Source organism: Cribrihabitans marinus (assembly GCF_900109035.1).
GTDB lineage: Bacteria > Pseudomonadota > Alphaproteobacteria > Rhodobacterales > Rhodobacteraceae > Cribrihabitans > Cribrihabitans marinus.
In genome coordinates this window covers 275,722-297,632 of the sequence record NZ_FNYD01000005.1, presented here as the reverse complement: position 1 = coordinate 297,632, position 21,911 = coordinate 275,722, and the positions used below count along the sequence as shown (strand labels likewise).

Genomic DNA, 21,911 nt, shown 5'->3' with positions numbered 1-21,911 from the left:
CTTCGGCGGGTTTGGTGCCGCGGCGCCGCACCGGCGCCGCATTTTGACCCTATCGCAGCCAGTTATCCGGGGCATCCCAGATCGGTTTGCGTGCCTCGCGCCGGGCCTCGTCGCGGGAGAGACCGATATCGCGGAGCTGGCGCGCGTCCAGCTTGTCAAGCGCCCGGCGCGAGCGCCAAAGTGCAAGCCTGAGGCTCAGACGTTCCCGCAGGCGGAACAGGGCAGGGCGGGCGGCGGTCGTCCGATTGGAGACGGTCGCATTCGGGGAAGGGCTGTGCATGGTCGTATTCTCTCGTTTGGTGATGCCAAGCTGGCTCGACATCAATTTTCTTGATATATATGGCAATCCCTGTAGCATCAGGGAAACGAATGTTTTTGATGATGGGGATCAGGATTCGTCATGATAAGGAATCTCGACATCACAACGCTGCGGTCCTTTCTGGCGGTGGCTGAACAGGGCGGCGTGACCCGGGCGGCAGCGGTACTGAACCTGACCCAGTCGGCGGTGTCGATGCAGCTCAAGCGGCTGGAGGAGGTGCTGGGCATCGCGCTTTTGGACCGCAGCAACCGGCGCATCGGTCTGACCGGCGCCGGCGAGCAGCTTTTGTCCTATGCGCGCCGGATCGTTGCGCTGAACGACGAGGTGGTGGGGCGGCTGACCGACGATGTCTATGAGGGCGAGTTGATCCTGGGGGTGCCGCATGACCTGATCTATCCGGTCATCCCGCAGGTCCTGCAGCAGTTCAACCGCGCCTTTCCCCGGGTCAAGATCCAGCTTCTGTCGTCCTTCACCACGCGCCTGCACGAGATCTTCGAACGCGGCGAGGCCGATGCCATCCTGACAACCGAGGCCGAGTTGCGCCCCGGCGGGCAGACCCTGGCCGAGGTGCCGCTGCGCTGGTACGGCGCGGCGGGCGGCAGCGCCTGGAAACAGCGGCCGCTGCGGCTGGCCTATTCGCGCAACTGCGCGTTCCGCCCGCAGGTCATCCGCCACCTCGAAGAGGCCGGGCTGGATTGGGAAATGGCCGTCGATTCCGACTCCGACCGCAGCGTCGAAGCGGTTGTCAGCGCCGACCTGGCCGTGTTCGCCCTGCTGGAAGGACATGCCGTGCCGGGATCCGAACCCCTGCCGGCGGGGCACGGGTTGCCGGATTTGAACGTGCAGAAGATCAACCTGCATGTCCGCGACGGATCGGGTGACGATGTTCTGGGCGAACTGGTCGCCATGCTGCAGGCCGGATTCTGCCGGTTCGGCGCGCCGCGTCTGGCTTCGGCCCCGGCGGCGGGCTAGGCTGGGATCACCCGCCGGGTGTGATGACGACCTTTCCCGTCGATTTGCGCTCGCGCAGCAGCGCCAGCCCCTCATCGGCGCGGTCGAGCGGCAGCACGTGGCTCACATGCGGCCTGAGCCGACCGGCCAAGTACCACCCGATCAGCGTCTCGAAACTGTCCCGCACCACTTCGGGACGGAAGCCCAGGTAAGCCCCGAAATAGACGCCCAACACGCTGAGATTCTTGACCAGCAGGTGATTGGCCGGGATCTGCGGCACCTCGCCGCCGGCGAATCCGATCGGCAAGAGCCGGCCCTCGGGATTGGTGGCGCGGAACGCGGCCTTGAACACGTCGCCGCCAATGGCGTCATAGACCACGTCGGCACCGCCCAGATCCAGCACCCGGGCGCGCAGGTCCTCGCCGGCGTCGATCAGGTGATCCGCGCCCGCCTCGCGCGCCACCTCCAGCTTGGCCGCGCCGCGGGCCTGCGCGATGACACGCGCGCCCAGCAGTTTGCCGATCTCGACCGCGGTCAGCCCGACCCCGCCGGCCGCCCCGGTGACCAACAGCGTCTCGCCCGGCTGCAGCCGGGCACGATGCGCCAGCGCCACATGCGAGGTGCCATAGGCGATCTGCAAGGCCGCGGCGTCGGTGTCGGACATCGCGTCCGGCAGGCGCACCGAGCGCGCCACGTCGAACACCCCGTGTTCGGCCAGCCCGCCGTGCCCGCCAAAGGCGGCGATTCGGTCCCTGACGTCCAGATCGGTCACCCGGTCGCCCAGTTTCGTGACCTCTCCGGCGATTTCCATTCCGAGGGTGAAGGGGGGCTCGGGCGTGTCCTGATAGGTGCCCTTGACCATGAGCAGATCGGCGAAGTTCAGACCGCAGGCACGGATACGCACCGAGACCTGGCCGGGCCCCGGTTCTGGCCGGTCGATCTCGACCAGCTGCGGTGGCGATCCGGCTTGTAAAACTTGAAAGGCGCGCATGTTCGTCCCCTGTTGACCCTCCCCGAAACTGGCGGGTTTTCCGGCGCTGTCAAACCCGTTCTTCTGCGGCCCGGGCAGGTGTCCTGCTCGCACATGGCGGCCTGTCGCGGACGGCAGGCCGGGCCGGGCGGGGACATGACCCACGGCAAGGGCGCGCGGGCCTTTGCAGGCGATACGCGATTCGACAAGCTTGAATTCAACCGAATTCTTCGTAATAGTTTCCGACAAGGTGCGGTCTGGGTGGGTATGGTCAGGTTAGGGGCTTTTTAAACGGCGATCCTGTAAGCGGGTGGAGCCGTGGCCAATACGAATGCCCGGGCAGTTGTCAGTGAAAAACGAGGAGATTCGTATGACCCATCCTGTCGATGTCCATGTGGGCAAGCGCGTTCGCCATCGCCGTTGGCTGATCGGCATGACCCAACAGCAACTGGCTGAGCAGGTCGGCATCAAGTTCCAGCAGATCCAGAAATACGAAACCGGTGCCAACCGTATCAGCGCGTCGCGCCTGTGGGACATCGCCGAGGCGCTGGAGGTCTCGGTCTCGTTCTTCTTCGAGGGCCTGGAGGAAAGTCAAAAGGCCGCGCCGGAAAAGCCCGGTATCCCCGCCGACATCATGGGCGACAAGGAGGCGCTGGACCTGGTGCGCTCCTACTATGCGATCCCCGAAAACCAGCGCCGCAGGCTGTTCGAACTGGCCCGGGTGCTGAGCGACGTGGCCTGAACCGGCCACGGCGATCCGTGCCCGCCGGTCCCGCGGGCGCTTGATTATCCGCGCCGCAGATGGCTAGGTGCCGCGCATGACACAATCCGTGCGCAGCGATCTGGACATCGCCGAGGAACTGGCAGAGGCCGCGCGCGCGGCCATCCTGCCGCATTTCCGCCATCCCGGCCTGCTGGCCGATAACAAGCTCGATGCCGGGTTCGACCCGGTGACCGTGGCCGACCGCGCCGCCGAACAGGCGATGCGTGACGTCCTGGCCCGCCATAGGCCCGAGGACGGGATCTGGGGCGAGGAGCTTGGCCGGACCGAGGGCAGCAGCGGCCGGGTCTGGGTGCTGGACCCCATCGACGGCACCCGCGGGTTCATCAGCGGCACGCCGACCTGGGGGGTCCTGATCGCGCTATCGCACGAAAACGGCCCGATCCTCGGTGTGATCGACCAACCCTATATCGGCGAGCGCTTCGTGGGCCAGAACGGCCGCGCCACCGTCACCGGTCCGCAGGGGCACGGCACGCTGGCCACCCGCCCCACGGCGGCGCTGGCCGACGCCATCCTCTTCACGACCTTTCCCGAGGTCGGCACCGCCGAAGACGGCGCCGGGTTTCGCGCCGTGTCGGAACAGGTGCGGCTGACACGCTACGGCATGGATTGCTATGCCTATGCGCTGTTGGCGGCCGGGCAGGTGGACCTGGTGATCGAGGCCGGGCTGAACGCCTATGACATCCAGGCGCCGATCGCGGTGATCGAGGCCGCCGGCGGCGTGGTCACCGACTGGCGGGGCGGGTCCGCGCATCTGGGCGGGCGTGTACTGGCCGCGGCGAACCCGGTGCTGCACGTGGCGGCGCTCGATATCCTGAGCCGGTATTGACCGGGCCGCCCGGCCGGCACTAGTCTGCACCGGTGCCCGGTTCTTCCGGCCCGTTTTCCAACGGCGCGCGGCAACACTCCTATGAGACGGGCACAGACAGGAGTGTAGACATGCCCGAAACCCTCATCCGAAATGCCCATACCGTCCTGACCATGAATGACACCCGGCAGGAGCTTGCCGGGGCCGACCTGCTGCTCCGCGATGGCGCAATCTCGGCCATCGGCCCGGACCTGCAGACCGATGGCGAGGTGGTCGATGCGCGCAACTGCGTGGTCACGCCCGGCCTGGTGAACACCCACCACCATCTTTACCAGACGCTGACCCGCGCGGTGCCCGGCGGGCAGGACGCGTTGCTCTTCGGCTGGCTGCAGACGCTCTATCCGATCTGGGCGCGCTTCGGCCCCGAGGAGATGTTCATCTCGGCACAGGCCGGGCTGGCCGAGCTGGCGCTGTCGGGCTGCACGCTCAGTTCCGACCACCTCTACCTCTACCCGAACGGCGCGCGGCTCGACGACACCATCGCCGCGGCGGCCGAGATCGGGATGCGGTTTCACCCCACGCGCGGCGCGATGAGCATCGGAGAGAGCGATGGCGGCCTTCCGCCCGACAGCCTGGTCGAGCGCGAGGCGGCGATCCTCGAGGATGCCATCCGGGTGATCGACGCTTTCCATGATCCGTCCGAGGGGGCGATGTGCCGGGTGGGCCTGGCGCCCTGTTCGCCCTTCTCGGTCAGCCGCGACCTGATGCGCGACGCCGCGCTGCTGGCCCGCGACAAGGGGGTGATGCTGCACACGCACCTGGCCGAGAACGACGAGGACATCGCCTATTCCCAGGCCAATTTCGGCTGCCGGCCGGGCCAGTATGCCGAGGATCTGGGCTGGACCGGCCCGGATGTGTGGCACGCGCATTGCGTGAAGCTCGACGGCCAGGAGATCGATCTCTTTGCCAGATCCCGCACCGGCGTCGCCCATTGTCCCTGTTCCAACTGCCGCCTGGGCAGCGGGATCGCGCCCGTCCGGGCGATGCGGGACGCCGGCGTGCCGGTGGCGCTGGGCGTCGACGGCTCGGCCAGCAACGACAGCGGCAACCTGATGGCCGAGGCGCGCCAGGCCATGCTGCTGCAGCGGGTCGCGCGGGGCGCAGATGCCATGTCGGCGCGCGAGGCGCTCGAGATCGCCACGCGGGGCGGCGCCGACGTTCTGGGCCGGCCCGATTGCGGGCGGCTGGTGCCCGGCGCGCGCGCGGACATCGCGCTCTGGGACATATCCGGTATCGACAGCGCCGGCAGCTGGGATCCCGCGGCGCTGCTGCTGGCTGGGCCCACGAAGGTCACGCATCTCTTCGTCGAGGGCCGCCAGATCGTGCGCGACGGGCAGGTCACCACCATCGACCTGCCGCGCGTGATCGAACGGCAGAACCGGCTGGCCCGCGCCCTGCGCGAGTGATCTTCATCTTTTTGGCAAATACTCCCGCCGGAGGCACGCGCCGCAAGGCGCGTTCAAACCCGGCGGCCGCCGATCCGGACCTCGGCCACGGCGCGGTCATCGCCCATCATGATCGTCGGGAACACCGCCTCCCACAGATCTTCGGCCCGCTCCGCGCGTTGGGCGATGGCCGGGGTCGAGCCAAGGTCGAGCACCACCAGGTCGGCCTCCATTCCCACCGCGATGTTGCCGATCCGGTCGCCCAGATGCAGCGCCTGCGCCGCGCCGCAGGTCGCCAGCCACAGAAGCTGCGCGGGATGCAGGGCGGTGCCGCGCAGCTGGCCGATCTCGTAGGCCGCGGCCATGGTACGCAGCATCGAAAACGACGACCCGCCGCCGGTATCGGTGGCCAGACCCACGCGCTGACCCTCGGCCATCAGCCCGGCCATGTCGAAGAGCCCCGAGCCGATGAAGGTGTTCGAAGTCGGGCAATGCACCAGCGCCGCGCCGGTCTCGCGCAGCCGGTCGCGTTCGCGCGGCTCCAGGTGGATGGCGTGACCATAAAGCCCGCGCGGGCCCAGAAGCCCGTGCGCCTCGTAGGTGTCGAGATAGTCCCGCGCCTGCGGGTAGAGAGATCTGACCCAGGCGATCTCGTCGGTCTGTTCGCTCAGATGCGTCTGCATCAGGCAGTCGGGATGCGCGGCCCAGAGCGCGCCCAGCGCCTCCAGCTGTTCGGGCGTCGATGTGGGCGAGAATCGCGGGGTGATGGCATAGGACAGACGGTCCACCCCGTGCCAGCGCTCCAGCAGCGCCTTGCTGTCGTCATGGGCCGATTGCACGGTGTCGCGCAGCCCCTCGGGCGCGTTGCGGTCCATGCAGGTCTTGCCGGCCGTCACTCGCTGCCCGCGCGCCTGCGCCTGCGCGAACAGCGCCTCCACGCTTTCGGGGTGGATGGTGCAGAAGCTGCACATGGTGGTGGTGCCATGCGCCGCGGTCAGGTCCAGATAGCGGGCGGCGATTTCGGCGGCATAGTCCGGATCGGCAAAGCGCATCTCTTCGGGGAAGGTATAGGTATTCAGCCAGTCGATCAGCCGTTTGCCCCAGCTGGCGATGATCGCGGCCTGCGGATAGTGGGCATGGGCATCGACGAAGCCCGCCAGGATCAACCGGTCGCCATGGTCGGTGACGGGGGCCTGTGGATGTGCCGCGCGCAGGGTGGCCGCGCTTCCCAGCCCCGCGACCTTGCCATCCGCGACCGCCACCGCCTCGTGGATTTCGGCACCCGCCTCGGGCGCGGCCTCGAAGGGTGAGCGGGTGAAGGACAGCACCCGGCCGGTCAGGATTTCGGTCGTGGTCATCGCGCGCCACCCCCTCGCTTGGAAAACGCCGCGCGACAGGATAGGCAGGCCGTGCGCGTCGGTTTTTTCGGCTTTAGCATTGTTTGCCGTCAGCAGCTTCTTCTATTTTGCCGGCAACCGGAAAGGGGCAGGGGCATGGATCAGGACGACGACGTCATCGAGCAGGAGCGGCCCCGCGACGAGGATGCCTATCAGCTTGACCGCAAGCTGGTCGCCGCGATCCTGCAGGCGGTCGAAACCGGCGATCAGGCCAAGCTGACCGAGCTGATGGAGCCGCTGCATGCGGCCGACATCGCCGACCTGCTGGAGCAGATCGACGCCGAGGAACGGGACCGGCTGATCCGGCTCTACGGCCACGAGTTCGACGGCGACATCCTGTCGGAACTGGACGAATCGATCCGCGAGGAGGTCATCGCGGTTCTGCATCCCAACGTGCTCGCCGACGCGGTGCGCGATCTCGACAGCGACGACGTGGTCGATCTGGTCGAAGACCTGGAGGAGCCGCAGCAGGAGGCCATCCTGGACGCGCTCGAGGATGCCGACCGGGTTGCCGTCGAACAGGCGCTGAGCTTTCCCGAGGGCTCCGCCGGCCGCCTGATGCAGCGCGAGGTGGTCATGGCCCCAGAGGACTGGACCGTGGGGCAGGCCATCGACTTCATGCGCGGTTCGGACGAGTTGCCGGATCAGTTCTATCATGTGGTGCTGGTCGATCCCCGGATGCATCCGGTGGCCAATGTCACGCTGGGGCGGATCATGTCCTCGCCGCGTGCGACGGCGCTCAGGGACATCGCCGAAGAACTGTTCCGGGTGATCCCCGCCGACCAGGACGAAGAGGACGTGGCCTATGCCTTCAACCAGTATCACCTGATCTCGGCCCCGGTGGTCGATGGCGACGGGCGGCTGGTCGGCATGATCACCATCGACGACGCGATGATCGTGCTGGACGAGGAGCATGAAGAGGACATCCTGCGCCTGGCGGGTGTCAGCGACGAAAGCTCGCTGTCCGACCGGGTGATCGAGACCACCAAGCGCCGCTTTCCCTGGCTGGCGGTGAACCTGGCGACGGCGATCCTCGCCTCGGTGGTGATCGCGCAGTTCGACGAGACCATCGCGCAATTCGTGGCGCTGGCGGTGCTGATGCCGATCGTCGCCTCGATGGGCGGCAATGCCGGCACCCAGAGTCTGACCGTGGCCGTGCGCGCCATTGCCACCAAGGACCTGACCGGGTCCAATGTCTGGCGAGTGATCCGGCGCGAGGTGCTGGTCGGACTGGTGAACGGCACGATCTTCGCGGTGGCGATGGGGGTGCTCGGCGCGGCCTGGTACGGAACGATGACGCTGGGCTATGTCATCGGGGCGGCGATGGTCATCAACCTTGTCGTGGCCGGCCTGGCCGGCACCGTGATCCCGGTGATCCTCGAGCGGATCGGCATCGACCCGGCGCTGGCGTCGGGTGCATTCGTCACCACGGTCACCGATGTCGTGGGCTTCTTCGCCTTCCTGGGGCTTGCGGCGGTGGTGCTGCTGTGAGCGACCCGGGCGCGGTCAAGGCGGCGGCGCGCAAGGCGGCCTTCGCCCGCCGCAAGGCCGCCTTCGCCGCGCGCCCGCCCGGCGCGGCGGGGCGTCTGTCGGAGGTGCTGGCCGGGTATCGCGGCGTGCCGCTGGCCGGCTACATGCCGATCCGTACCGAGATCGATCCGCTGCCGGCCATGGCCGAGGCGGCGGCGCACGGCCCGGTCGGGGTGCCGGTCATCGCCGGTGCCGGACTGGCCCTGGATTTCTCGCGCTGGGAACCGGACGGCCCCCTGCGTGCGGGCCCGTTCGGCGCGATGGTTCCCGAACAGGACCGGTTTTTCGAGCCCGAGATCCTGATCGTGCCCCTTGTGGCTTTCGACGCGCGCGGCGGCAGGCTGGGCTATGGCGGCGGCTTTTACGACCGCACGTTGGAACGGCTGCGCGCCCGGCGCCCGACACTGGCCATCGGCTTTGCCTTCGATGCGCAGGAGGCCGATGCGCTGCCGCTGGAGGCCATGGATCAGCCGCTGGACATGGTGGTGACGGAGAGCCGGGTGTTGAGCTTCCCGGGATAGCGCGACGGCAGCGTGGGCCGGTCCTGTCAGAACCCCAGCTTTTGCAGTCGCCAGGCCACTCTTCGGTGGATGAAGGGTGGCAGGATCTCTTGCAGCAGCGCGCGGCGGGCGACCACCCGGTCGGGCTGATCGGCAGTGCCGGGGCGCGGCTTGAACAGCGTGTCGTGCGACTTGCGCGTGCTGTCCCAGGTCGCGGTGTAGTAGTAAAGCGCGATCGACCGGCGCGGCTGGCCGTCGGGATGGTTCACCGGCTCGGGATTGCCGTGCCAGCTGGTCGAGCTGGTCGAGAAGATGCACATTCGGTTGAACTCGGGCACGAAGCTGGCCATGCGCTCGGTCATGTCGTCGTTCCAGACCTCGAAGGACCCGCCATAGTCGGCCTTCCAGCCTTTGTTGAGATAGATCAGCAGGTTGACCCGGCGCTCCAGGTTCAGCCCGGCGTGGTGATTGAAATCGGCATGGATGTCGAGATGGCCGCCATTCGCCACCACATGGATGCCGCCGCCGGCGAAATAAGGGTCCGGAATCAGCCCCTTGATGCCGGTCAACTCTTCTAGAAAGCCCAGAACCGGGCGCGAGTTCAGCGCGTAGAACAGCCGGCGGGTGTAGTCGGGCAGCCGCTCGGGCACATAGCTCGTCTTGAGCTTCTCCTGCGGCCGGTCGAAGCTGGTTTCGGCCTCAGGCAGTTCGTCCAGCTCGGCGATCACCCGCTCGAGGATGGCCGGATCGAGAAACCCGTCATAGCCGCCGTAGTGGAACGGCGTCTTCGACTGGTAGTCGCCGGCAAGCGTCTTTCCAGCCGCGCGGGCCGCGCGGCTGGAGACGAGCAGCGTGTCGGGATCAAGGGCCAGAACGGGTGTCGGCATGATCGGATTTCCCCCGGGAAATGGCGTTGTTGGTGCAATGACCGTCAATATGAAATCAAGTTCCTGCCGTGGGCCGTGTCTTGTCAACCGTCTTGGGGTGATCCGGGGTGTCGTGCAGCCGACTGTGCGGGGGCGTGGACGATCGCGCGCGGTCTGACGGATTGTTGCGAACCCGGACCCGCCGCGCGTCGGCAGGGGCGCCCGATGACGCGCCAGGGCACCGATTGGCGCTTGTTCTCGGCCGGTCGGCGTCCTAGGACCGGGACATGAAAATTCTGTTTCTCGGGGATGTCATGGGCCGGTCCGGCCGGGCGGCGGTGCGCGACCGGCTGCCGGGTCTGCGGGCCGACTGGCGGCTGGATTTCGTGGTGGTAAATGGCGAGAACGCCTCGGGCGGCATGGGGCTGACGCCGGATCACGCGCGGCTGCTGCTGCAGGCCGGCGCCGATTGCATCACACTGGGCGATCACGCCTTCGACCAGAAGGACATGCTGCAGTTCATCGAGACCGAGCCGCGCATCATCCGGCCGCTGAACTATGCCAAGGGCGCGCCGGGGCGCGGACACCGGCTGTTCGAGGCGTCGGGCGGGCGCAAGGTGCTGGTCGCGCAGGCGCTGGGTCAGGTGTTCATGAAACGGCCCTTCGACGACCCGTTCTCGGGGATCGAGCCGGTGCTCAAGGCGCATCCGCGCGGCGGTCTGGCCCAGGCAGTGATCGTCGACATGCATTGCGAGGCGACCTCGGAGAAGATGGCGATGGGGCATTATTGCGACGGCCGGGCCAGCCTTGTCGTCGGCACCCACACCCATGTTCCCACGGCGGACGCGCAGGTGCTGCCCGGCGGCACCGGGTATCTCAGCGATGCCGGCATGTGCGGCGACTATGATTCGGTGATCGGCATGGACAAGGCCGAGCCGATGCGCCGCTTCGTCACCGGCATGCAGAAGGAACGCTTCAGCCCCGCGCGCGGCGAGGCCACCCTGTCGGGCGTCTATGTCGAGACTGACGACCGCAGCGGCGCGGCGACGCGCATCGCCATGGTCCGCCTCGGCGGGCGGCTGGAGCCGGCAACCCCCTGACCGGTCAGGCCGGTTCGGGTATGCCCGGATCGCTCAGTTCGAGCCCGGCCCGGGGACGGGTCTGCTCGGCCGTCCAGCGCGCCGGCGGCAGGGTGCGGGCGCGGCGGCGCTCGAGCACCCAGCGGCGCGCCTTGCCCCGATGCGCGGGGGCCATGTGCCAGCGGCTTTCGATGCCCTGCGCGCCGCCGTCGCCGGGGGTCAGCAACAGCCCCAGCGGCGCGGATCCCTGCGTACCACCCTGCTCGGCGGCCAGGTGCAGCCGGCGCACCGGGGTCAGCGCGGGCGCGCCGGGCAGGTCGGCCACCACCAGCGGCACCGCGCCCGCGCGCAACGCCTCTTCGGCGCACCACAACAGGTCCTCGCTCCGGCGCGGATGCACGAAGACGAAGCGCGCGGGATCGGCAAAGGGCAGCATGCCGTCGGGATTGGGGCGGTCCACTTCCCAGTCGGGCGAGATCCACAGCACCGGCCCGGTCATCCGGCCGGCGATCCACAGGGCGAAGCTGCGCCGCGCGGGGCCGCAGGCCTCATGCGTGCGGGCCAGCCGCAGGGAGACGCCGGGGGCCGGGGACAGGTGCGGCGCGGCGCGGTCGCGCGAACGGTCGAGCAGATGAGTCGGCATGGGGTCGATCCTGGCATGTTCCCCATATGTTCTCAATCCCGATATGGGGCGCGATGCAGGGGTTGCCCCGCGCGTCAGGACCGCTAGGCTCTGCCCGACCGCGAACAGGAGATCCCCGATGAGAACCCGACCGCTGGGCCGCACCGGCCTCGACGTGACCGAGCTGTGCCTGGGCACGATGACCTTCGGCACCCAGACCGGCGAGACCGAGGGCCATGCCCAGATGGACATGGCGCTGGATGCCGGCATCAATTTCGTCGACACCGCCGAGATGTACCCGGTCAACCCCGTCGCGAAGGAGACCATCGGACGCACCGAAGAGATCCTGGGCACCTGGAACGCCGCCAACCCGGGCCGGCGCGGCGCCTACATCCTGGCCACCAAGCATTCCGGCGAGGGGCTGGCCATCGTGCGCGACGGCGCGCCGATCTCGGCGGCGACGATCCCCCAGACCATCGAGGACTCGCTGAAGCGCCTGCAGACCGATTACATCGACCTCTACCAGTTCCACTGGCCCAACCGCGGCAGCTACATGTTCCGCAAGAACTGGACCTATGACCCCTCGGGGCAGGACAGCGACGCGACACTGGCCAACATGGAGGAATGCCTGCACACCCTGCAGCGCGAGGTCGAGGCGGGGCGCATCCGCGCCTTCGGGCTTTCCAACGAAAGCGCCTGGGGCACCGCGCAATGGCTGCGGCTGGCCGACGCGGGGGCGGGGCCGCGGGTGGCCTCGGTCCAGAACGAATACTCGCTTCTGTGCCGACTCTATGACACCGACATGGCCGAGCTGTCGGTCAACGAGGATGTGGGCCTGATGGCCTTCTCGCCCTTGGGCACCGGGCTGCTGACCGGCAAGTACCGGGGCGGGGCGGTGCCCGAGGGCTCGCGCAAGTCGTTCAGCCCGGAGTTGGGCGGGCGTGACAGCGCGCGGGTTCACGGCGCGGTGGACGCCTATCTGGAGATCGCGCGGCGTCACGGGCTGGACCCGGTGCACATGGCGCTGGCCTGGTGCCGGACGCGGCCCTTCATGATGTCGGCGATCTTCGGCGCGACCACGCTGGCGCAGCTCGAACATGCGCTGGGGGCGGTTGATGTCGTTCTGGGCGACGAGGTTCTGGCCGAGATCGACGCGGCGCACCGGGCGCATCCGATGCCCTATTAGGGGGCGCTGCCCCCTCGGCCTGCGGCCTTACCCCCGAGGTATTTCCGGCAAGAGGAAGATCATTCCGCCGCGGTGGCGCGCGATGCGCGAAGGTCGCGCGCGGACAGGCCATGCGCGGTGCGGAAGGCGCGGGCGAAGCTGGATTGCGAGGTGAATCCGGTGGCCATGGCGACCTGCATCAGCGGCATGTCGGTGTCTGTCACCAGCCGGCGCGCCTCGGCCAGGCGCAGCTGCAGGTAATGATCCTGCGGCGTGGTGTCGAGGCGCAGGCGGAACTGCTGTTGCAGGCTGCGCGCCGAGCTGCCGAGCTGGCGCGCGATCTCGGCCAGCGGCAGCGGGTCGTCCAGCGCCGCCTCCATCAGCGCATGCGCCCGGGCCGTCAGGGCGGTGTGGCGGTGATGGCCCAAGCGGCTTTGCGGGCGCGTCGCCGGCTGCGGGCCGTCATAGAGAAAGAGGCCGGCCACGCGCGCAGCGAAGCCCGCACCGTGGCGGGCGGCGATGACGTGCAGCATCATCTCGATCGCCGGCGTGGCGCCGCCGCTGGTCAGCCGCGTGTCCGAGGCCACGAACCGGTCGGGCCGGACATCGACCTGCGGGAAGCGGATGGCGAAGTTCTCGAGATCCTCCCAATGGGTGGTGGCGGCATGGCCGTCCAGCAGCCCGGCCTCGGCCAAGAGCCACGGCCCGCCGTCGATGCCGGCCATCGCCGCGCCGGTCCCGGCGATCCGGCGCAGCCCGGACAGGAGCGAGGGCCGCGCGTGGCGCGCCAGCTGGAACCCCGCGACGACGATCATCAGCTCGCATTGCTCGAACCGGGCCAGCGGAACGCCGGGGACCTGAAGCATCGAGGTCAGACGGGCCGGGCTGTCGCCGGCGGTGACATAGTCCCAGTCGAAAGCGGGACGATCGGCCAGCCGATTGGCCGCGCGCATCGGGTCCACCGCCGCAGCGAAGCTGAGCGTGTTGCAATCGTCCAGAACCAGGAGCCCGGTCTTCAGGGCCCGGTGTTCCGGCTGCAGGATGTTTTTTGCGGATTTCATCAAGTTCGATTCGCGTTGCGGCAAGTGCATGACCTCAGGCTGCGTCAGAGTCGCGATCACTTGCAAATCGGAATCCGGGGATAAGACGGGGGATAAACCATGCCGCTTGCCATGAATCGCGAGGTCTTCATCACCTGTGCCGTCACCGGCTCGGGCGGCACCCAGGACCGCAGCCCGCATGTGCCGCGCTCGCCCGCGCAGATCGCCGACAGTGCGATTGCCGCGGCCAAGGCCGGGGCGGCGGTGGTGCATTGCCATGTGCGCGACCCCGACACCGGCGCGCCGTCGCGCGACCTGGCGCTTTATCGCGAGGTGACCGAGCGGATCCGTGCGGCCGAGGTGGACATGGTGCTGAACCTGACCGCCGGCATGGGCGGCGACATGATGTTCGCCGGCACCGACGCGCCGTTGCCGCTGGCCGAGGGCACCGACATGGTGGGCGCGGCCGAGCGGGTGGCGCATGTGGCCGAGTGCCGGCCCGAGATCTGCACGCTGGATTGCGGCACGATGAACTTCGCCGAGGCCGACTATGTGATGACCAACACGCCGGGCATGTTGCAGGCGATGGGGCGCATGATGACCGGGATGGGCGTGAAGCCCGAGATCGAGGCCTTCGACACCGGGCACCTCTGGTATGCCAAGCAACTGGTCAAGGATGGCGTGCTGGACGCGCCCGCGCTGGTGCAGCTGTGCATGGGCGTGCCCTGGGGCGCGCCGGATGACCTCAACACCTTCATGGCGATGGTCAACAATGTGCCCGACGACTGGACCTTCAGCGCGTTTTCGCTGGGCCGAAACCAGATGGCCTATGTCGCCGCCAGCGTTCTGGCGGGCGGGCATGTGCGCGTCGGGCTGGAGGACAACCTGTGGCTGGACAAGGGCGTGCTGGCCGAGAACTGGCAACTGGTGGAGCGTGCGGGCAGCATCGTCGAGAACATGGGCGCGCGGGTGATCGGACCGGCCGAAGTGCGCGAGAAGCTGGGGCTGGTCAAGCGGGTGCCGGCGGGGAAATGACGCGCCGCCGCGGACCCGATCGGCCCGCCGCGCGTTGGGTCGGGCAACCGATCCGAACGAAAGGAAATCCCGATGCTCCGTTCCTTGCTGGCCGCCTTGTTGATCCTGCCTAGCACCGGCGTCTCGGCCGCCGAATACCGCGACCGGTCGGTGCCGATGAGCGTCGAAACCGATCTGGACGTGAAGCGCTATATGGGCCGCTGGTACGAGATCGCGCGGTTTCCCAACCGCTTCGAGAAGGGCTGTCAGGGGGTGACGGCCGATTATGCGCTGCGCGAGGACGGCAAGGTGCGCGTCGTGAACACCTGCCGCAAGGGCGCGCCGGACGGGCCGGCGGAACAGGCCAGGGGCGTGGCGCGGGTGGCAGCGCCGGGACGGCTGGAGGTGACATTCGTGCCGTTCCTGTCCTTCCTGCCGTTTCTCTGGGGCGACTACTGGGTGCTGGACGTGACCGAGGATTACGATGTCGCGGTGATCGGCAACCCAGATGGCTCGACCGGGTGGATCCTGGCGCGCGATCCGCAGATCGACGAGCGCACATTCCAGGCCGCCGCGAAGGTTCTGCAGAAGAACGGGTATGACACGAGCGCCCTCAAGAGGGTGCCGCAACTTGAGGAGTGACGGATGAAGCAGCGTGTGGCCGCCATCGTCGGCGGCGGGGTGATCGGTGGCGGATGGGCCGCGCGGTTCCTGCTCAACGGCTGGGACGTGCGGGTGTTCGATCCCGACCCGCAGGCGCAGCGCAAGATCGGCGAGGTGCTGGACAATGCCCGCCGGTCGCTGCCGGGCCTGAGCGATGCGCCGCTGCCGCCCGAGGGGCGGTTGAGCTTTCATGACGATCTGGCCGAAGCGGTGCGCGACGCGATCTGGATCCAGGAGAGCGTGCCCGAGCGGTTGGATCTGAAACTGAAGGTTTACAAGGAGATACAGGGCGCATGTGATGTGAGTGCCATCCTGGGATCCTCCACCAGCGGGTTCAAGCCGTCGGAGTTGCAGCAGGGCAGCGCCCGCCCGGGCCAGATCGTAGTGACGCATCCGTTCAACCCGGTCTACCTGCTGCCGCTGATCGAGCTGGTGACCACCGGCGCCAACCAGGCCGGGCTGATCGACCGCGCGCAGGATCTGCTGCGCGGCCTTGGCCTGTTCCCGCTGCATGTGAAAAAGGAGATCGACGCCCATATCGCCGACCGGTTCCTGGAGGCGGTCTGGCGCGAGGCGTTATGGCTGATCCGGGACGGCATCGCCACCACCGAGGAGGTCGATGAGGCGATCCGCATGGGCTTCGGCATCCGCTGGGCGCAGATGGGCCTGTTCGAGACCTATCGCGTGGCCGGTGGTGAGGCCGGGATGCGGCACTTCATGGCGCAGTTCGGCCCGGCGCTGAAATGGCCCTGGACCAAGCTGATGGATGTGCCGGAGTTCACCGAGGATCTGGTCGACAGGATCGCGGAGCAGTCGGACGCGCAATCGGGCAAGCATTCGATCCGCGCGCTGGAGCGGATCCGGGACGGGAACCTGGTCGGCATGATGCGCGCGCTCAAGGCGCGCGACTGGGGCGCGGGCGCGGTGCTGAACGGCCAGGACCGGCGGCTGAAGGCGGGCACACCGCTGGCCGGTGACATCGACGCGCTGGAGGATCCCGGCCGCCCGATCCTGACGTTGGCGCGCGCGGTGCCGCTCGACTGGACCGACTACAACGGCCACATGAACGAGGCGAAATACCTCGAGGCCTTTGCCGCGGCCACCGACCGGTTCATGGAGCTGATCGGCTGCGATGCCGAGTATATCGCCGGCGGCGGCAGCTATTTCACCGCCGAGACCCATATCCGGCACCTGGACGAGGTGAATGCCGGGGCCCGGATCGAAGTGCGCACGCAGATGTTGCTGGGGTCGGGCAAGAAGCTGCACCTGTTCCACGAGATGCACGCGGGCGACCGGTTGCTGGCCACGGGCGAGCATTTCCTGCTGCATGTCGACCTCGAGACACGCAAGCCATGCCCGCCATCCGACCGGATCGAGGCGGCAATGGCGCGGATCGCGCAGGCGCGAGCCGGGTTGCCCCTGCCCGAGGGGGCCGGCGCGTCGATCCGTGGCCCGTCATGAGCCGGCGGGTGCTGATTACCGCCGGCGCCTCGGGGATCGGGCGGGCGATGGCCGAGGCGTTTGCGGCCACCGGGGCGCGGATCTGGGTCGCCGATGTCGATGAGGCCGCATTGTCCGCATGCCCCGGTGACTGGCGGGCGACCCGCGCCGATGTCTCGGATGCCGGATCGGTGGCGGCGCTGTTCGGGGCGGTTGGCGCCGACTGGGCTGGGATAGACGTGCTTTGCGCAAATGCGGGCACCCCGGGGCCGACCGCCCGGGTCGAGGATGTAGACCTGCAGGAATGGCGTCGCTGCCTGGCGGTCAATCTCGACGGTGCGTTCCTTTCCGCCGCACAGGCAGCACCGATGATGAAGGCGCAGGGCGCGGGCGTGATCCTGATGACCTCGTCGACGGCCGGGCTTTACGGCTATCCCAACCGTGCGCCCTATGCCGCCGCGAAATGGGGTGTGATCGGGTTGGCCAAGACGCTGGCGATGGAGCTTGGCCCGTACGGCGTGCGCTGCAACGCGCTCTGTCCCGGCGCGGTCGAGGGGCCGCGGATGGAGGGCGTTCTGGCGCGCGAGGCCGAAGCCAAGGGCATGACCCGCGACCAGGTCCATGCCGGCTATGCCTCGGGCACGGCCATGGGCCAGTTCGTCGAGGCCCGCGACATCGCGGAGATGGCGGTGTTCCTGGCATCCGACGCGGCGCGGCGCGTTTCGGGGCAGGTGATCGCCGTGGACGGGTTTACGGTGAATCCCGATCCGAAAATCTAGCTTTACAGAGGCGGGACACGCCTGTGAACGAGCGCTTCCGGCGCGGTCTCGAACCCGATCGCCGGTGACCGCCATGCGATGGCATGGCGGTCACGACGCCGGGATTGCCGGGTCTAGTTGTTGGCGGTCAGAGGGTCGATGATCTGCGGCGCTTCGGTGATCTTTCCGACCGGTATGCCGGACAGTTCGGAATGGCGGCGGATCTCGTCCTCGTTCTCGGCGAGATACACGCAAAACGTCTTGTCGGCCGCCACGTAGGAATGTTGCCATTGGATCTTCGGCCCCATATCGGCCAGCGCCTTGTTGGATGCACGCGAGGCCGCACACAACTCGGTCAGTGAGAACTCACCGATACCCGCGATGTCGCGTTCGATAACAAACCGTTTCAGCATTTCTTGGCCTCCCTTTGGTGTGTGCAACAACTGTGCCGGGATGTCTGTCAATCTGCGAGGCAAGTTTTCTTTATCTTGGTAAAGCTTTCCTTGTAGGTTGATGAAGAAACACGATGTCCATAAAGAAAAGCTTTCGCAAATGCCGGCGACAACACATCTGAAGTCCCTTCAGGCGGTCGAAATGGCGATCCGCGAGGGATCCCTGAAGGCCGCAGCCGGCCGACTGGGTATCACCGCGGCGGCTGTCGGCCAGAGAATCCGTGCGCTCGAGGATTATCTCGGGTCCGATCTTCTGGTGCGTGGCCGGTCCGGCCTGCAGCCGACACCCGAACTGGCCGCTGCGCTGCCGGATCTTCAGGCCGCATTCCAGTCGCTCGACCGGGTTTCGTCCACGCTCGACTTTCAGCGCATCAGCGAGATCCACATCGTTGCCGACCCGGACTGGTCCGAACTTTGGCTGGCCCCGAGGTTGCCGGCGTTCCGCGAGGCCCATCAGAACATTCTGTTCTGCATCAACGGTGCGGGCGATGTACCCACGCGCCTCGGCGCGCCCGACATCCGCGTCGAATATGGCGGCGCGGAACGCGGCGACGCGCTGTTCACGGACTACCTGGTTCCAGTATGCAGCCCCGACAATCTCAGACGGATCGCCGATTACGACCAGGAACACGAGATTGAAGGGATGCCGCTGCTGCACCTGGAAGGTCACCGGGCCGAGCCGGACCGCCCCGGATTTGCGGACTGGTTCGACAAATTCGGCATGCGCCGCTCGGGAACCGACCGTGGCCCCTATTACCGGCGGGCAAATATGGCGCTCGACGCGGTCCGGCAGGATGTCGGTTTCCTGCTCTGCGGCATTTCCCTGATCGAAGGCGATCTGGACACCGGCAGTCTGGTGCTGCCTTACCCGGCCAGCATGGGGCTGACGGCACCTTGTCCCTATCGGCTCTGGCAGCGTGAAACCGGACACCGTCGCCCGCAGATGCGGCGCTTTGTCGAATGGGTCAAGGCAGAATCCGCGGCAACTGCCCGCTGGATATCCGACATGCAGACGCGGCCGGGCCCGGACGCAGCCTAGCGCCCGGACCGATCCGCGCGGCGACCGAAGGCGAAAGCTGCGTTGGCCGGGTGCCGGGGTTGCGATGCCCTTTACGCAACCACCCCGTCCCGCAGCAGTTGCAGATGCGCCGGCAGGGCGCGGGCGGTGATGGTCGCCTCGCGCACCAGCCGGTCGAAATGGGTGGTGAAGGTCTCGATCCGGTCGCGGTCACGGAAGGCCACGTAGTGCCCGCCCGCATAGAGAACGCAGAGCAGCGGCCCGAAGATGGTGATCGGCGCGGCATAGAGCCGCCGGGCGTCGAACAGGTAGATGCGCAGGCGCGGATAGAGCTGGTCGGCCAGGCTCAGCAGGTGGTCGATCTGGTCCAGCCGGTCCTGCGCCGGCAGTCCGTGGTAATAGCCCGTCGCGCCGGCGAAGCTGTCGAGTTCGTAAAGCGGAACGGCGATCTCATAGTCCGATTGCGCGCCGCGCATGAAGGCCAGCCGATCCTCGGACGCGCCGATGGCCTGGGTCGTCGTGCGTCCCAGATGCGGCGTGTATTCCCATTCCAGCACCGCGCGCGTCTTGAGCATGTCGGGCAGGGCCGCCGGCACGTGGCGGATCTTGTAGCCCGCCGCCTCGCGGTGCCAGTCGAAGATCCGCTCGTCCACCAGCGCGCGCGGCGCCTCGGTCAGTGTCAGCGACCCGGCCAGCAGCTCGGCGGCGCTTTCGGGCCGGTCGCTGAGGCTGAGCAGCCAGTCCGCCGACACCCCCAGCGCCGAGGCACAGGCCCCGACCACATGGGCATTGGGCAGACGCGCGCCGTCATCGGTCAGCAGTTGCGAGACGGTCGACCGATCGACGCCGGTGGCGCGGGCCAGCGCGCTCTGGCTGGTGCCGGTCTCGGACATGGCGCGGGCCAGACGGGTGCGGAACTGTGCGGCGCGCAGGCGTTTGTCGATTTTTTCAACCATATGGTTATAAATATCACGGCAAGTAAGTTTTGTTAACTGTTTCCAGAATTCTCACGCCCTGCGCGCTCGTGTAACGATCATGTGAAGCAACACATGGGTAACGGAATGGAAACGCGGTGGCGCTCGCTTGTCAAAGCGATCGTTTGGAATGTGATCGGTCTTGGCGTCATGACGCTGGTCGGGCTTGCGGCGACCGGGTCGGCGGCGTTGGGCGGGACCATGGCGCTGGCCAACACGGCGCTCGGCTTCGTGATGTACCTGACCTATGAGCGTGTCTGGGCGGGCATCCGCTGGGGGCGGCATGTCTAGATCCGCCGGAACCCCGAAATCCGCCGAATGGGGCACGTTTGTCCTGATCCTGGCCTGCTACGTTTTTTGGGGGGCGGTCCTGATCTGGCTCGCGCCGGTTTCGCTGATCGCGGCGGTGCTGGCGGCGGCGGTTCTGGTGGCCTTCCATTCCTCGCTGACGCATGAGGCCCTGCACGGGCACCCGTTCCCGAACCAGGCACTGAACGAGGCGCTGATGGCGCTGCCGCTGAACCTGTGCATCCCCTACAACCGGTTCCGGGATCTGCATCTGGCCCATCACCAGGACGCCAACCTGACCGATCCCTATGACGACCCGGAGTCGAATTACCTCGATCCGGCCAGATGGCACCGGATGCCCGGCTGGCTGCGGCTGGTCTATCGGGTCAACAACACGTTGCTGGGCCGGATGCTGCTGGGGCCGGCCCTGGGCCAGGTCGCGTTCATGCACGACGACCTGCGCGGGGCGCTGCGCGGCGACCGCGAGATCTGGCTGGCCTGGGCGCTGCACCTGCCGGGGGTGGTCGCGGTGCTGTGGATCGTGGCGCAGACGCAGATGCCGCTCTGGGCCTACCTCGTCTCGGCCTATCTGGGCCTGTCGCTGCTCAAGATCCGCACCTTTGCCGAGCACCGCGCCCATGAAAAGGCGCGCGGGCGCACCGTGATCGTCGAGGATCGGGGCCCGCTGGCGCTGCTGTTTCTCAACAACAACCTGCACGTGGTCCACCACATGCACCCGCGCGCGCCCTGGTATCGCCTGCCCGAGCTCTATGCGCGCGGCAAGGACCGGTATCGTCGCGCCAACGAGGGCTATGTGATCGCCTCGTACCCGCAGCTGTTCCGGCAACACCTGTGGCGGGCAAAGGACCCGGTGCCGCATCCGCTCTGGCCGCAGCGCTGAATTCGCGCCATACCGGCCGCCATGAGTCTCTGGATCCCCGTCACCCTGGCGGCCGCGCTGTTCCAGACGGTGCGGTTCATGCTGCAGAAGTCTCTCAGCACCGTGCGGCTGAGCCCGGCGGGGGCGACATTCGCGCGGTTCGCCTATTCCGCGCCCTTCATCCTGACCGGCCTTGGTGCTTATCTGTGGTTCAGCGGGCGGGCGCTGCCGGCGCTGAGCGGCACGTTCTGGCTGTTCGCGGTGATCGGGGGCACCGCGCAGATCCTCGCGACGATCTGCGTCGTGGCCCTGTTCAAGCAACGCAATTTCGCGGTCGGCATCACCTTCAAGAAGACCGAGGTGATCCAGACGGCGATCGTCGGATTCCTTGTCCTGGGCGAGGGGGTGAGCGCGGGCGGCATGGTGGCGATCCTGCTGGGGTTGCTGGCGGTGCTGGTGCTGTCCAGGACGCCCGATGTCACCGGCGCCTGGTGGCGCCACCTGACCGGCCCGGCGTCGCTTCTGGGGCTCGCCTCGGGCGTGTTGTTCGCCATCTCCTCGGTCACCTATCGCGGCGCATCGCTGGAACTGGCTGAGACCGAGCCGGTGCTGCGCGCGGCGATCACGCTGGCGGCGGTGGTCGGCTTCCAGTTGCTCAGCATGGCGATCTACCTGGCCTGGCGCGACCGCGACCAGCTTCGGGCGGTCTGGCAAACGCGCGGCACAGGTGTCTTCGTGGGGTTGACCAGCATGGGCGGCTCGTTCTGCTGGTTTCTGGCCTTCACCTTGCAGAACGCGGCCTATGTCAAGGCGCTGGGGCAGGTCGAACTGGTGTTCAGTCTGCTGGCCTCGATCCTGTTCTTCCGCGAGACGATCACCGCGCGCGAGATCAGCGGCATGGCCCTGCTGGGCCTGTCGATCCTGGCACTGGTGCTGGCGATCTGAGGGCGG

The 21,911-nt window shown here is 67.7% G+C and carries 24 protein-coding genes; 16 read left to right on the top strand and 8 right to left on the bottom strand.

From position 1 onward, the window contains the following. Positions 1 to 49: 49 nt before the first annotated feature. Positions 50 to 322, bottom strand: coding sequence for a DUF1127 domain-containing protein (locus BMX57_RS10745; protein WP_308419732.1), 273 nt, complete (start codon positions 320 to 322; stop codon positions 50 to 52). Positions 323 to 400: 78 nt separating this feature from the next. Between BMX57_RS10745 and BMX57_RS10740 the strand changes: the two genes are divergently transcribed. After that, the gene (locus BMX57_RS10740) at positions 401 to 1,291 is read left to right on the top strand and encodes a LysR family transcriptional regulator (RefSeq protein ID WP_177175436.1); all 891 of its coding nucleotides are present in this window, start codon (positions 401 to 403) and stop codon (positions 1,289 to 1,291) included. 7 nt (positions 1,292 to 1,298) lie between these two features. Here BMX57_RS10740 and BMX57_RS10735 read toward each other — a convergent pair whose 3' ends face one another. Beyond that, positions 1,299 to 2,261: an NADPH:quinone oxidoreductase family protein gene (locus BMX57_RS10735; RefSeq protein WP_092366378.1), complete on the bottom strand. Its 963-nt coding sequence runs from the start codon at positions 2,259 to 2,261 to the stop codon at positions 1,299 to 1,301. A 349-nt stretch (positions 2,262 to 2,610) separates the two neighbouring features. On the opposite strand from BMX57_RS10735, the gene BMX57_RS10730 reads away from it, so the two are divergent. From BMX57_RS10730 to BMX57_RS10720, 3 genes are all read left to right on the top strand, one after another. Beyond that, positions 2,611 to 2,982, top strand: coding sequence for a helix-turn-helix domain-containing protein (locus BMX57_RS10730; protein WP_092366376.1), 372 nt, complete (start codon positions 2,611 to 2,613; stop codon positions 2,980 to 2,982). A gap of 76 nt (positions 2,983 to 3,058) precedes the next feature. Next, complete coding sequence (gene hisN / locus BMX57_RS10725; RefSeq protein ID WP_092366373.1) at positions 3,059 to 3,850, top strand: histidinol-phosphatase; 792 nt, start codon at positions 3,059 to 3,061, stop codon at positions 3,848 to 3,850. 110 nt (positions 3,851 to 3,960) lie between these two features. Next, positions 3,961 to 5,295, top strand: a complete 1,335-nt coding sequence (locus BMX57_RS10720) for an 8-oxoguanine deaminase (protein WP_092366370.1) — start codon at positions 3,961 to 3,963, stop codon at positions 5,293 to 5,295. Positions 5,296 to 5,348: 53 nt separating this feature from the next. Here BMX57_RS10720 and guaD read toward each other — a convergent pair whose 3' ends face one another. Then, the gene (gene guaD, locus BMX57_RS10715; RefSeq protein ID WP_092366367.1) at positions 5,349 to 6,632 is read right to left on the bottom strand and encodes a guanine deaminase; all 1,284 of its coding nucleotides are present in this window, start codon (positions 6,630 to 6,632) and stop codon (positions 5,349 to 5,351) included. Between the two features lie 135 nt (positions 6,633 to 6,767). On the opposite strand from guaD, the gene mgtE reads away from it, so the two are divergent. Beyond that, on the top strand, positions 6,768 to 8,162 hold the full coding sequence (gene mgtE, locus BMX57_RS10710; protein ID WP_092366364.1) for a magnesium transporter: 1,395 nt from the start codon (positions 6,768 to 6,770) through the stop codon (positions 8,160 to 8,162). Continuing rightward, positions 8,159 to 8,722 (top strand): 5-formyltetrahydrofolate cyclo-ligase, encoded by a 564-nt coding sequence (locus BMX57_RS10705; RefSeq protein WP_092366362.1) that lies wholly within the window; start codon positions 8,159 to 8,161, stop codon positions 8,720 to 8,722. The genes mgtE and BMX57_RS10705 overlap by 4 nt, the downstream gene beginning before the upstream one ends. 26 nt (positions 8,723 to 8,748) lie before the next feature. On the opposite strand, the gene BMX57_RS10700 is transcribed toward BMX57_RS10705, so the two are convergent. Further along, positions 8,749 to 9,588: a 2OG-Fe(II) oxygenase gene (locus tag BMX57_RS10700; RefSeq protein ID WP_092366359.1), complete on the bottom strand. Its 840-nt coding sequence runs from the start codon at positions 9,586 to 9,588 to the stop codon at positions 8,749 to 8,751. A gap of 266 nt (positions 9,589 to 9,854) precedes the next feature. Here BMX57_RS10700 and BMX57_RS10695 point away from each other — a divergent pair, with 266 nt between their 5' ends. After that, a complete protein-coding gene (locus BMX57_RS10695) occupies positions 9,855 to 10,667 on the top strand; it encodes a TIGR00282 family metallophosphoesterase (RefSeq protein ID WP_092366356.1) in 813 nt (270 codons plus the stop codon). Positions 10,668 to 10,671: 4 nt separating this feature from the next. Here BMX57_RS10695 and BMX57_RS10690 read toward each other — a convergent pair whose 3' ends face one another. Next, positions 10,672 to 11,289: an ImuA family protein gene (locus tag BMX57_RS10690; RefSeq protein ID WP_092366353.1), complete on the bottom strand. Its 618-nt coding sequence runs from the start codon at positions 11,287 to 11,289 to the stop codon at positions 10,672 to 10,674. Between the two features lie 118 nt (positions 11,290 to 11,407). Here BMX57_RS10690 and BMX57_RS10685 point away from each other — a divergent pair, with 118 nt between their 5' ends. Continuing rightward, entirely contained in the window at positions 11,408 to 12,454 is a 1,047-nt protein-coding gene (locus BMX57_RS10685; protein ID WP_092366350.1) for an aldo/keto reductase, read from the top strand. A 59-nt stretch (positions 12,455 to 12,513) separates the two neighbouring features. Here BMX57_RS10685 and BMX57_RS10680 read toward each other — a convergent pair whose 3' ends face one another. Continuing rightward, the gene (locus BMX57_RS10680) at positions 12,514 to 13,494 is read right to left on the bottom strand and encodes a GlxA family transcriptional regulator (RefSeq protein ID WP_092366507.1); all 981 of its coding nucleotides are present in this window, start codon (positions 13,492 to 13,494) and stop codon (positions 12,514 to 12,516) included. 99 nt (positions 13,495 to 13,593) lie between these two features. Here BMX57_RS10680 and bcoG point away from each other — a divergent pair, with 99 nt between their 5' ends. From bcoG to BMX57_RS10660, 4 genes are all read left to right on the top strand, one after another. Beyond that, positions 13,594 to 14,508: a 3-dehydrocarnitine:acetyl-CoA trimethylamine transferase BcoG gene (gene bcoG, locus BMX57_RS10675; RefSeq protein WP_092366347.1), complete on the top strand. Its 915-nt coding sequence runs from the start codon at positions 13,594 to 13,596 to the stop codon at positions 14,506 to 14,508. Between the two features lie 72 nt (positions 14,509 to 14,580). Next, positions 14,581 to 15,129, top strand: coding sequence for a lipocalin family protein (locus BMX57_RS10670; protein ID WP_092366344.1), 549 nt, complete (start codon positions 14,581 to 14,583; stop codon positions 15,127 to 15,129). A 3-nt stretch (positions 15,130 to 15,132) separates the two neighbouring features. After that, positions 15,133 to 16,611 carry a carnitine 3-dehydrogenase gene (locus tag BMX57_RS10665; protein WP_092366341.1) on the top strand — a complete coding sequence of 493 codons (1,479 nt, stop codon included), beginning with the start codon at positions 15,133 to 15,135 and terminating at the stop codon, positions 16,609 to 16,611. After that, positions 16,608 to 17,369: an SDR family oxidoreductase gene (locus BMX57_RS10660; protein WP_092366338.1), complete on the top strand. Its 762-nt coding sequence runs from the start codon at positions 16,608 to 16,610 to the stop codon at positions 17,367 to 17,369. The genes BMX57_RS10665 and BMX57_RS10660 overlap by 4 nt, the downstream gene beginning before the upstream one ends. Before the next feature lie 113 nt (positions 17,370 to 17,482). On the opposite strand, the gene BMX57_RS10655 is transcribed toward BMX57_RS10660, so the two are convergent. Next, on the bottom strand, positions 17,483 to 17,761 hold the full coding sequence (locus BMX57_RS10655) for a DUF4242 domain-containing protein (protein ID WP_092366335.1): 279 nt from the start codon (positions 17,759 to 17,761) through the stop codon (positions 17,483 to 17,485). 100 nt (positions 17,762 to 17,861) lie between these two features. On the opposite strand from BMX57_RS10655, the gene BMX57_RS10650 reads away from it, so the two are divergent. Then, positions 17,862 to 18,839 (top strand): LysR family transcriptional regulator, encoded by a 978-nt coding sequence (locus BMX57_RS10650; RefSeq protein ID WP_092366333.1) that lies wholly within the window; start codon positions 17,862 to 17,864, stop codon positions 18,837 to 18,839. Positions 18,840 to 18,910: 71 nt separating this feature from the next. Here the strand turns inward: BMX57_RS10650 and BMX57_RS10645 are convergent, their stop codons facing one another. Continuing rightward, positions 18,911 to 19,774 carry a helix-turn-helix domain-containing protein gene (locus BMX57_RS10645; RefSeq protein ID WP_092366330.1) on the bottom strand — a complete coding sequence of 288 codons (864 nt, stop codon included), beginning with the start codon at positions 19,772 to 19,774 and terminating at the stop codon, positions 18,911 to 18,913. 105 nt (positions 19,775 to 19,879) lie between these two features. Here BMX57_RS10645 and BMX57_RS10640 point away from each other — a divergent pair, with 105 nt between their 5' ends. The 3 genes from BMX57_RS10640 to BMX57_RS10630 are packed head-to-tail and all read left to right on the top strand — an operon-like array spanning position 19,880 to position 21,905. Next, complete coding sequence (locus BMX57_RS10640; protein ID WP_092366327.1) at positions 19,880 to 20,083, top strand: DUF2061 domain-containing protein; 204 nt, start codon at positions 19,880 to 19,882, stop codon at positions 20,081 to 20,083. Continuing rightward, positions 20,076 to 20,981 carry a fatty acid desaturase gene (locus BMX57_RS10635; RefSeq protein ID WP_092366324.1) on the top strand — a complete coding sequence of 302 codons (906 nt, stop codon included), beginning with the start codon at positions 20,076 to 20,078 and terminating at the stop codon, positions 20,979 to 20,981. Before BMX57_RS10640 ends, BMX57_RS10635 begins: the two co-directional genes overlap by 8 nt. 21 nt (positions 20,982 to 21,002) lie before the next feature. Next, positions 21,003 to 21,905: a DMT family transporter gene (locus BMX57_RS10630; RefSeq protein ID WP_092366322.1), complete on the top strand. Its 903-nt coding sequence runs from the start codon at positions 21,003 to 21,005 to the stop codon at positions 21,903 to 21,905. Positions 21,906 to 21,911: the final 6 nt, after the last annotated feature.

Coding starts and splice junctions, on each gene's coding strand:
- BMX57_RS10740 (WP_177175436.1), top strand. CDS start 401: ATGATAAGGAATCTCGACATCACAACGCTGCGGTCCTTTCTGGCGGTG.
- BMX57_RS10645 (WP_092366330.1), bottom strand. CDS start 19,774: ATGGTTGAAAAAATCGACAAACGCCTGCGCGCCGCACAGTTCCGCACC.
- BMX57_RS10690 (WP_092366353.1), bottom strand. CDS start 11,289: ATGCCGACTCATCTGCTCGACCGTTCGCGCGACCGCGCCGCGCCGCAC.
- guaD (WP_092366367.1), bottom strand. CDS start 6,632: ATGACCACGACCGAAATCCTGACCGGCCGGGTGCTGTCCTTCACCCGC.
- BMX57_RS10720 (WP_092366370.1), top strand. CDS start 3,961: ATGCCCGAAACCCTCATCCGAAATGCCCATACCGTCCTGACCATGAAT.
- BMX57_RS10630 (WP_092366322.1), top strand. CDS start 21,003: ATGAGTCTCTGGATCCCCGTCACCCTGGCGGCCGCGCTGTTCCAGACG.
- BMX57_RS10685 (WP_092366350.1), top strand. CDS start 11,408: ATGAGAACCCGACCGCTGGGCCGCACCGGCCTCGACGTGACCGAGCTG.
- mgtE (WP_092366364.1), top strand. CDS start 6,768: ATGGATCAGGACGACGACGTCATCGAGCAGGAGCGGCCCCGCGACGAG.
- BMX57_RS10665 (WP_092366341.1), top strand. CDS start 15,133: ATGAAGCAGCGTGTGGCCGCCATCGTCGGCGGCGGGGTGATCGGTGGC.
- BMX57_RS10700 (WP_092366359.1), bottom strand. CDS start 9,588: ATGCCGACACCCGTTCTGGCCCTTGATCCCGACACGCTGCTCGTCTCC.
- BMX57_RS10730 (WP_092366376.1), top strand. CDS start 2,611: ATGACCCATCCTGTCGATGTCCATGTGGGCAAGCGCGTTCGCCATCGC.
- BMX57_RS10695 (WP_092366356.1), top strand. CDS start 9,855: ATGAAAATTCTGTTTCTCGGGGATGTCATGGGCCGGTCCGGCCGGGCG.
- BMX57_RS10635 (WP_092366324.1), top strand. CDS start 20,076: ATGTCTAGATCCGCCGGAACCCCGAAATCCGCCGAATGGGGCACGTTT.
- BMX57_RS10670 (WP_092366344.1), top strand. CDS start 14,581: ATGCTCCGTTCCTTGCTGGCCGCCTTGTTGATCCTGCCTAGCACCGGC.
- BMX57_RS10640 (WP_092366327.1), top strand. CDS start 19,880: ATGGAAACGCGGTGGCGCTCGCTTGTCAAAGCGATCGTTTGGAATGTG.
- BMX57_RS10745 (WP_308419732.1), bottom strand. CDS start 322: ATGTCGAGCCAGCTTGGCATCACCAAACGAGAGAATACGACCATGCAC.
- BMX57_RS10655 (WP_092366335.1), bottom strand. CDS start 17,761: ATGCTGAAACGGTTTGTTATCGAACGCGACATCGCGGGTATCGGTGAG.
- BMX57_RS10735 (WP_092366378.1), bottom strand. CDS start 2,261: ATGCGCGCCTTTCAAGTTTTACAAGCCGGATCGCCACCGCAGCTGGTC.
- bcoG (WP_092366347.1), top strand. CDS start 13,594: ATGCCGCTTGCCATGAATCGCGAGGTCTTCATCACCTGTGCCGTCACC.
- hisN (WP_092366373.1), top strand. CDS start 3,059: ATGACACAATCCGTGCGCAGCGATCTGGACATCGCCGAGGAACTGGCA.
- BMX57_RS10680 (WP_092366507.1), bottom strand. CDS start 13,494: ATGAAATCCGCAAAAAACATCCTGCAGCCGGAACACCGGGCCCTGAAG.
- BMX57_RS10660 (WP_092366338.1), top strand. CDS start 16,608: ATGAGCCGGCGGGTGCTGATTACCGCCGGCGCCTCGGGGATCGGGCGG.
- BMX57_RS10650 (WP_092366333.1), top strand. CDS start 17,862: ATGAAGAAACACGATGTCCATAAAGAAAAGCTTTCGCAAATGCCGGCG.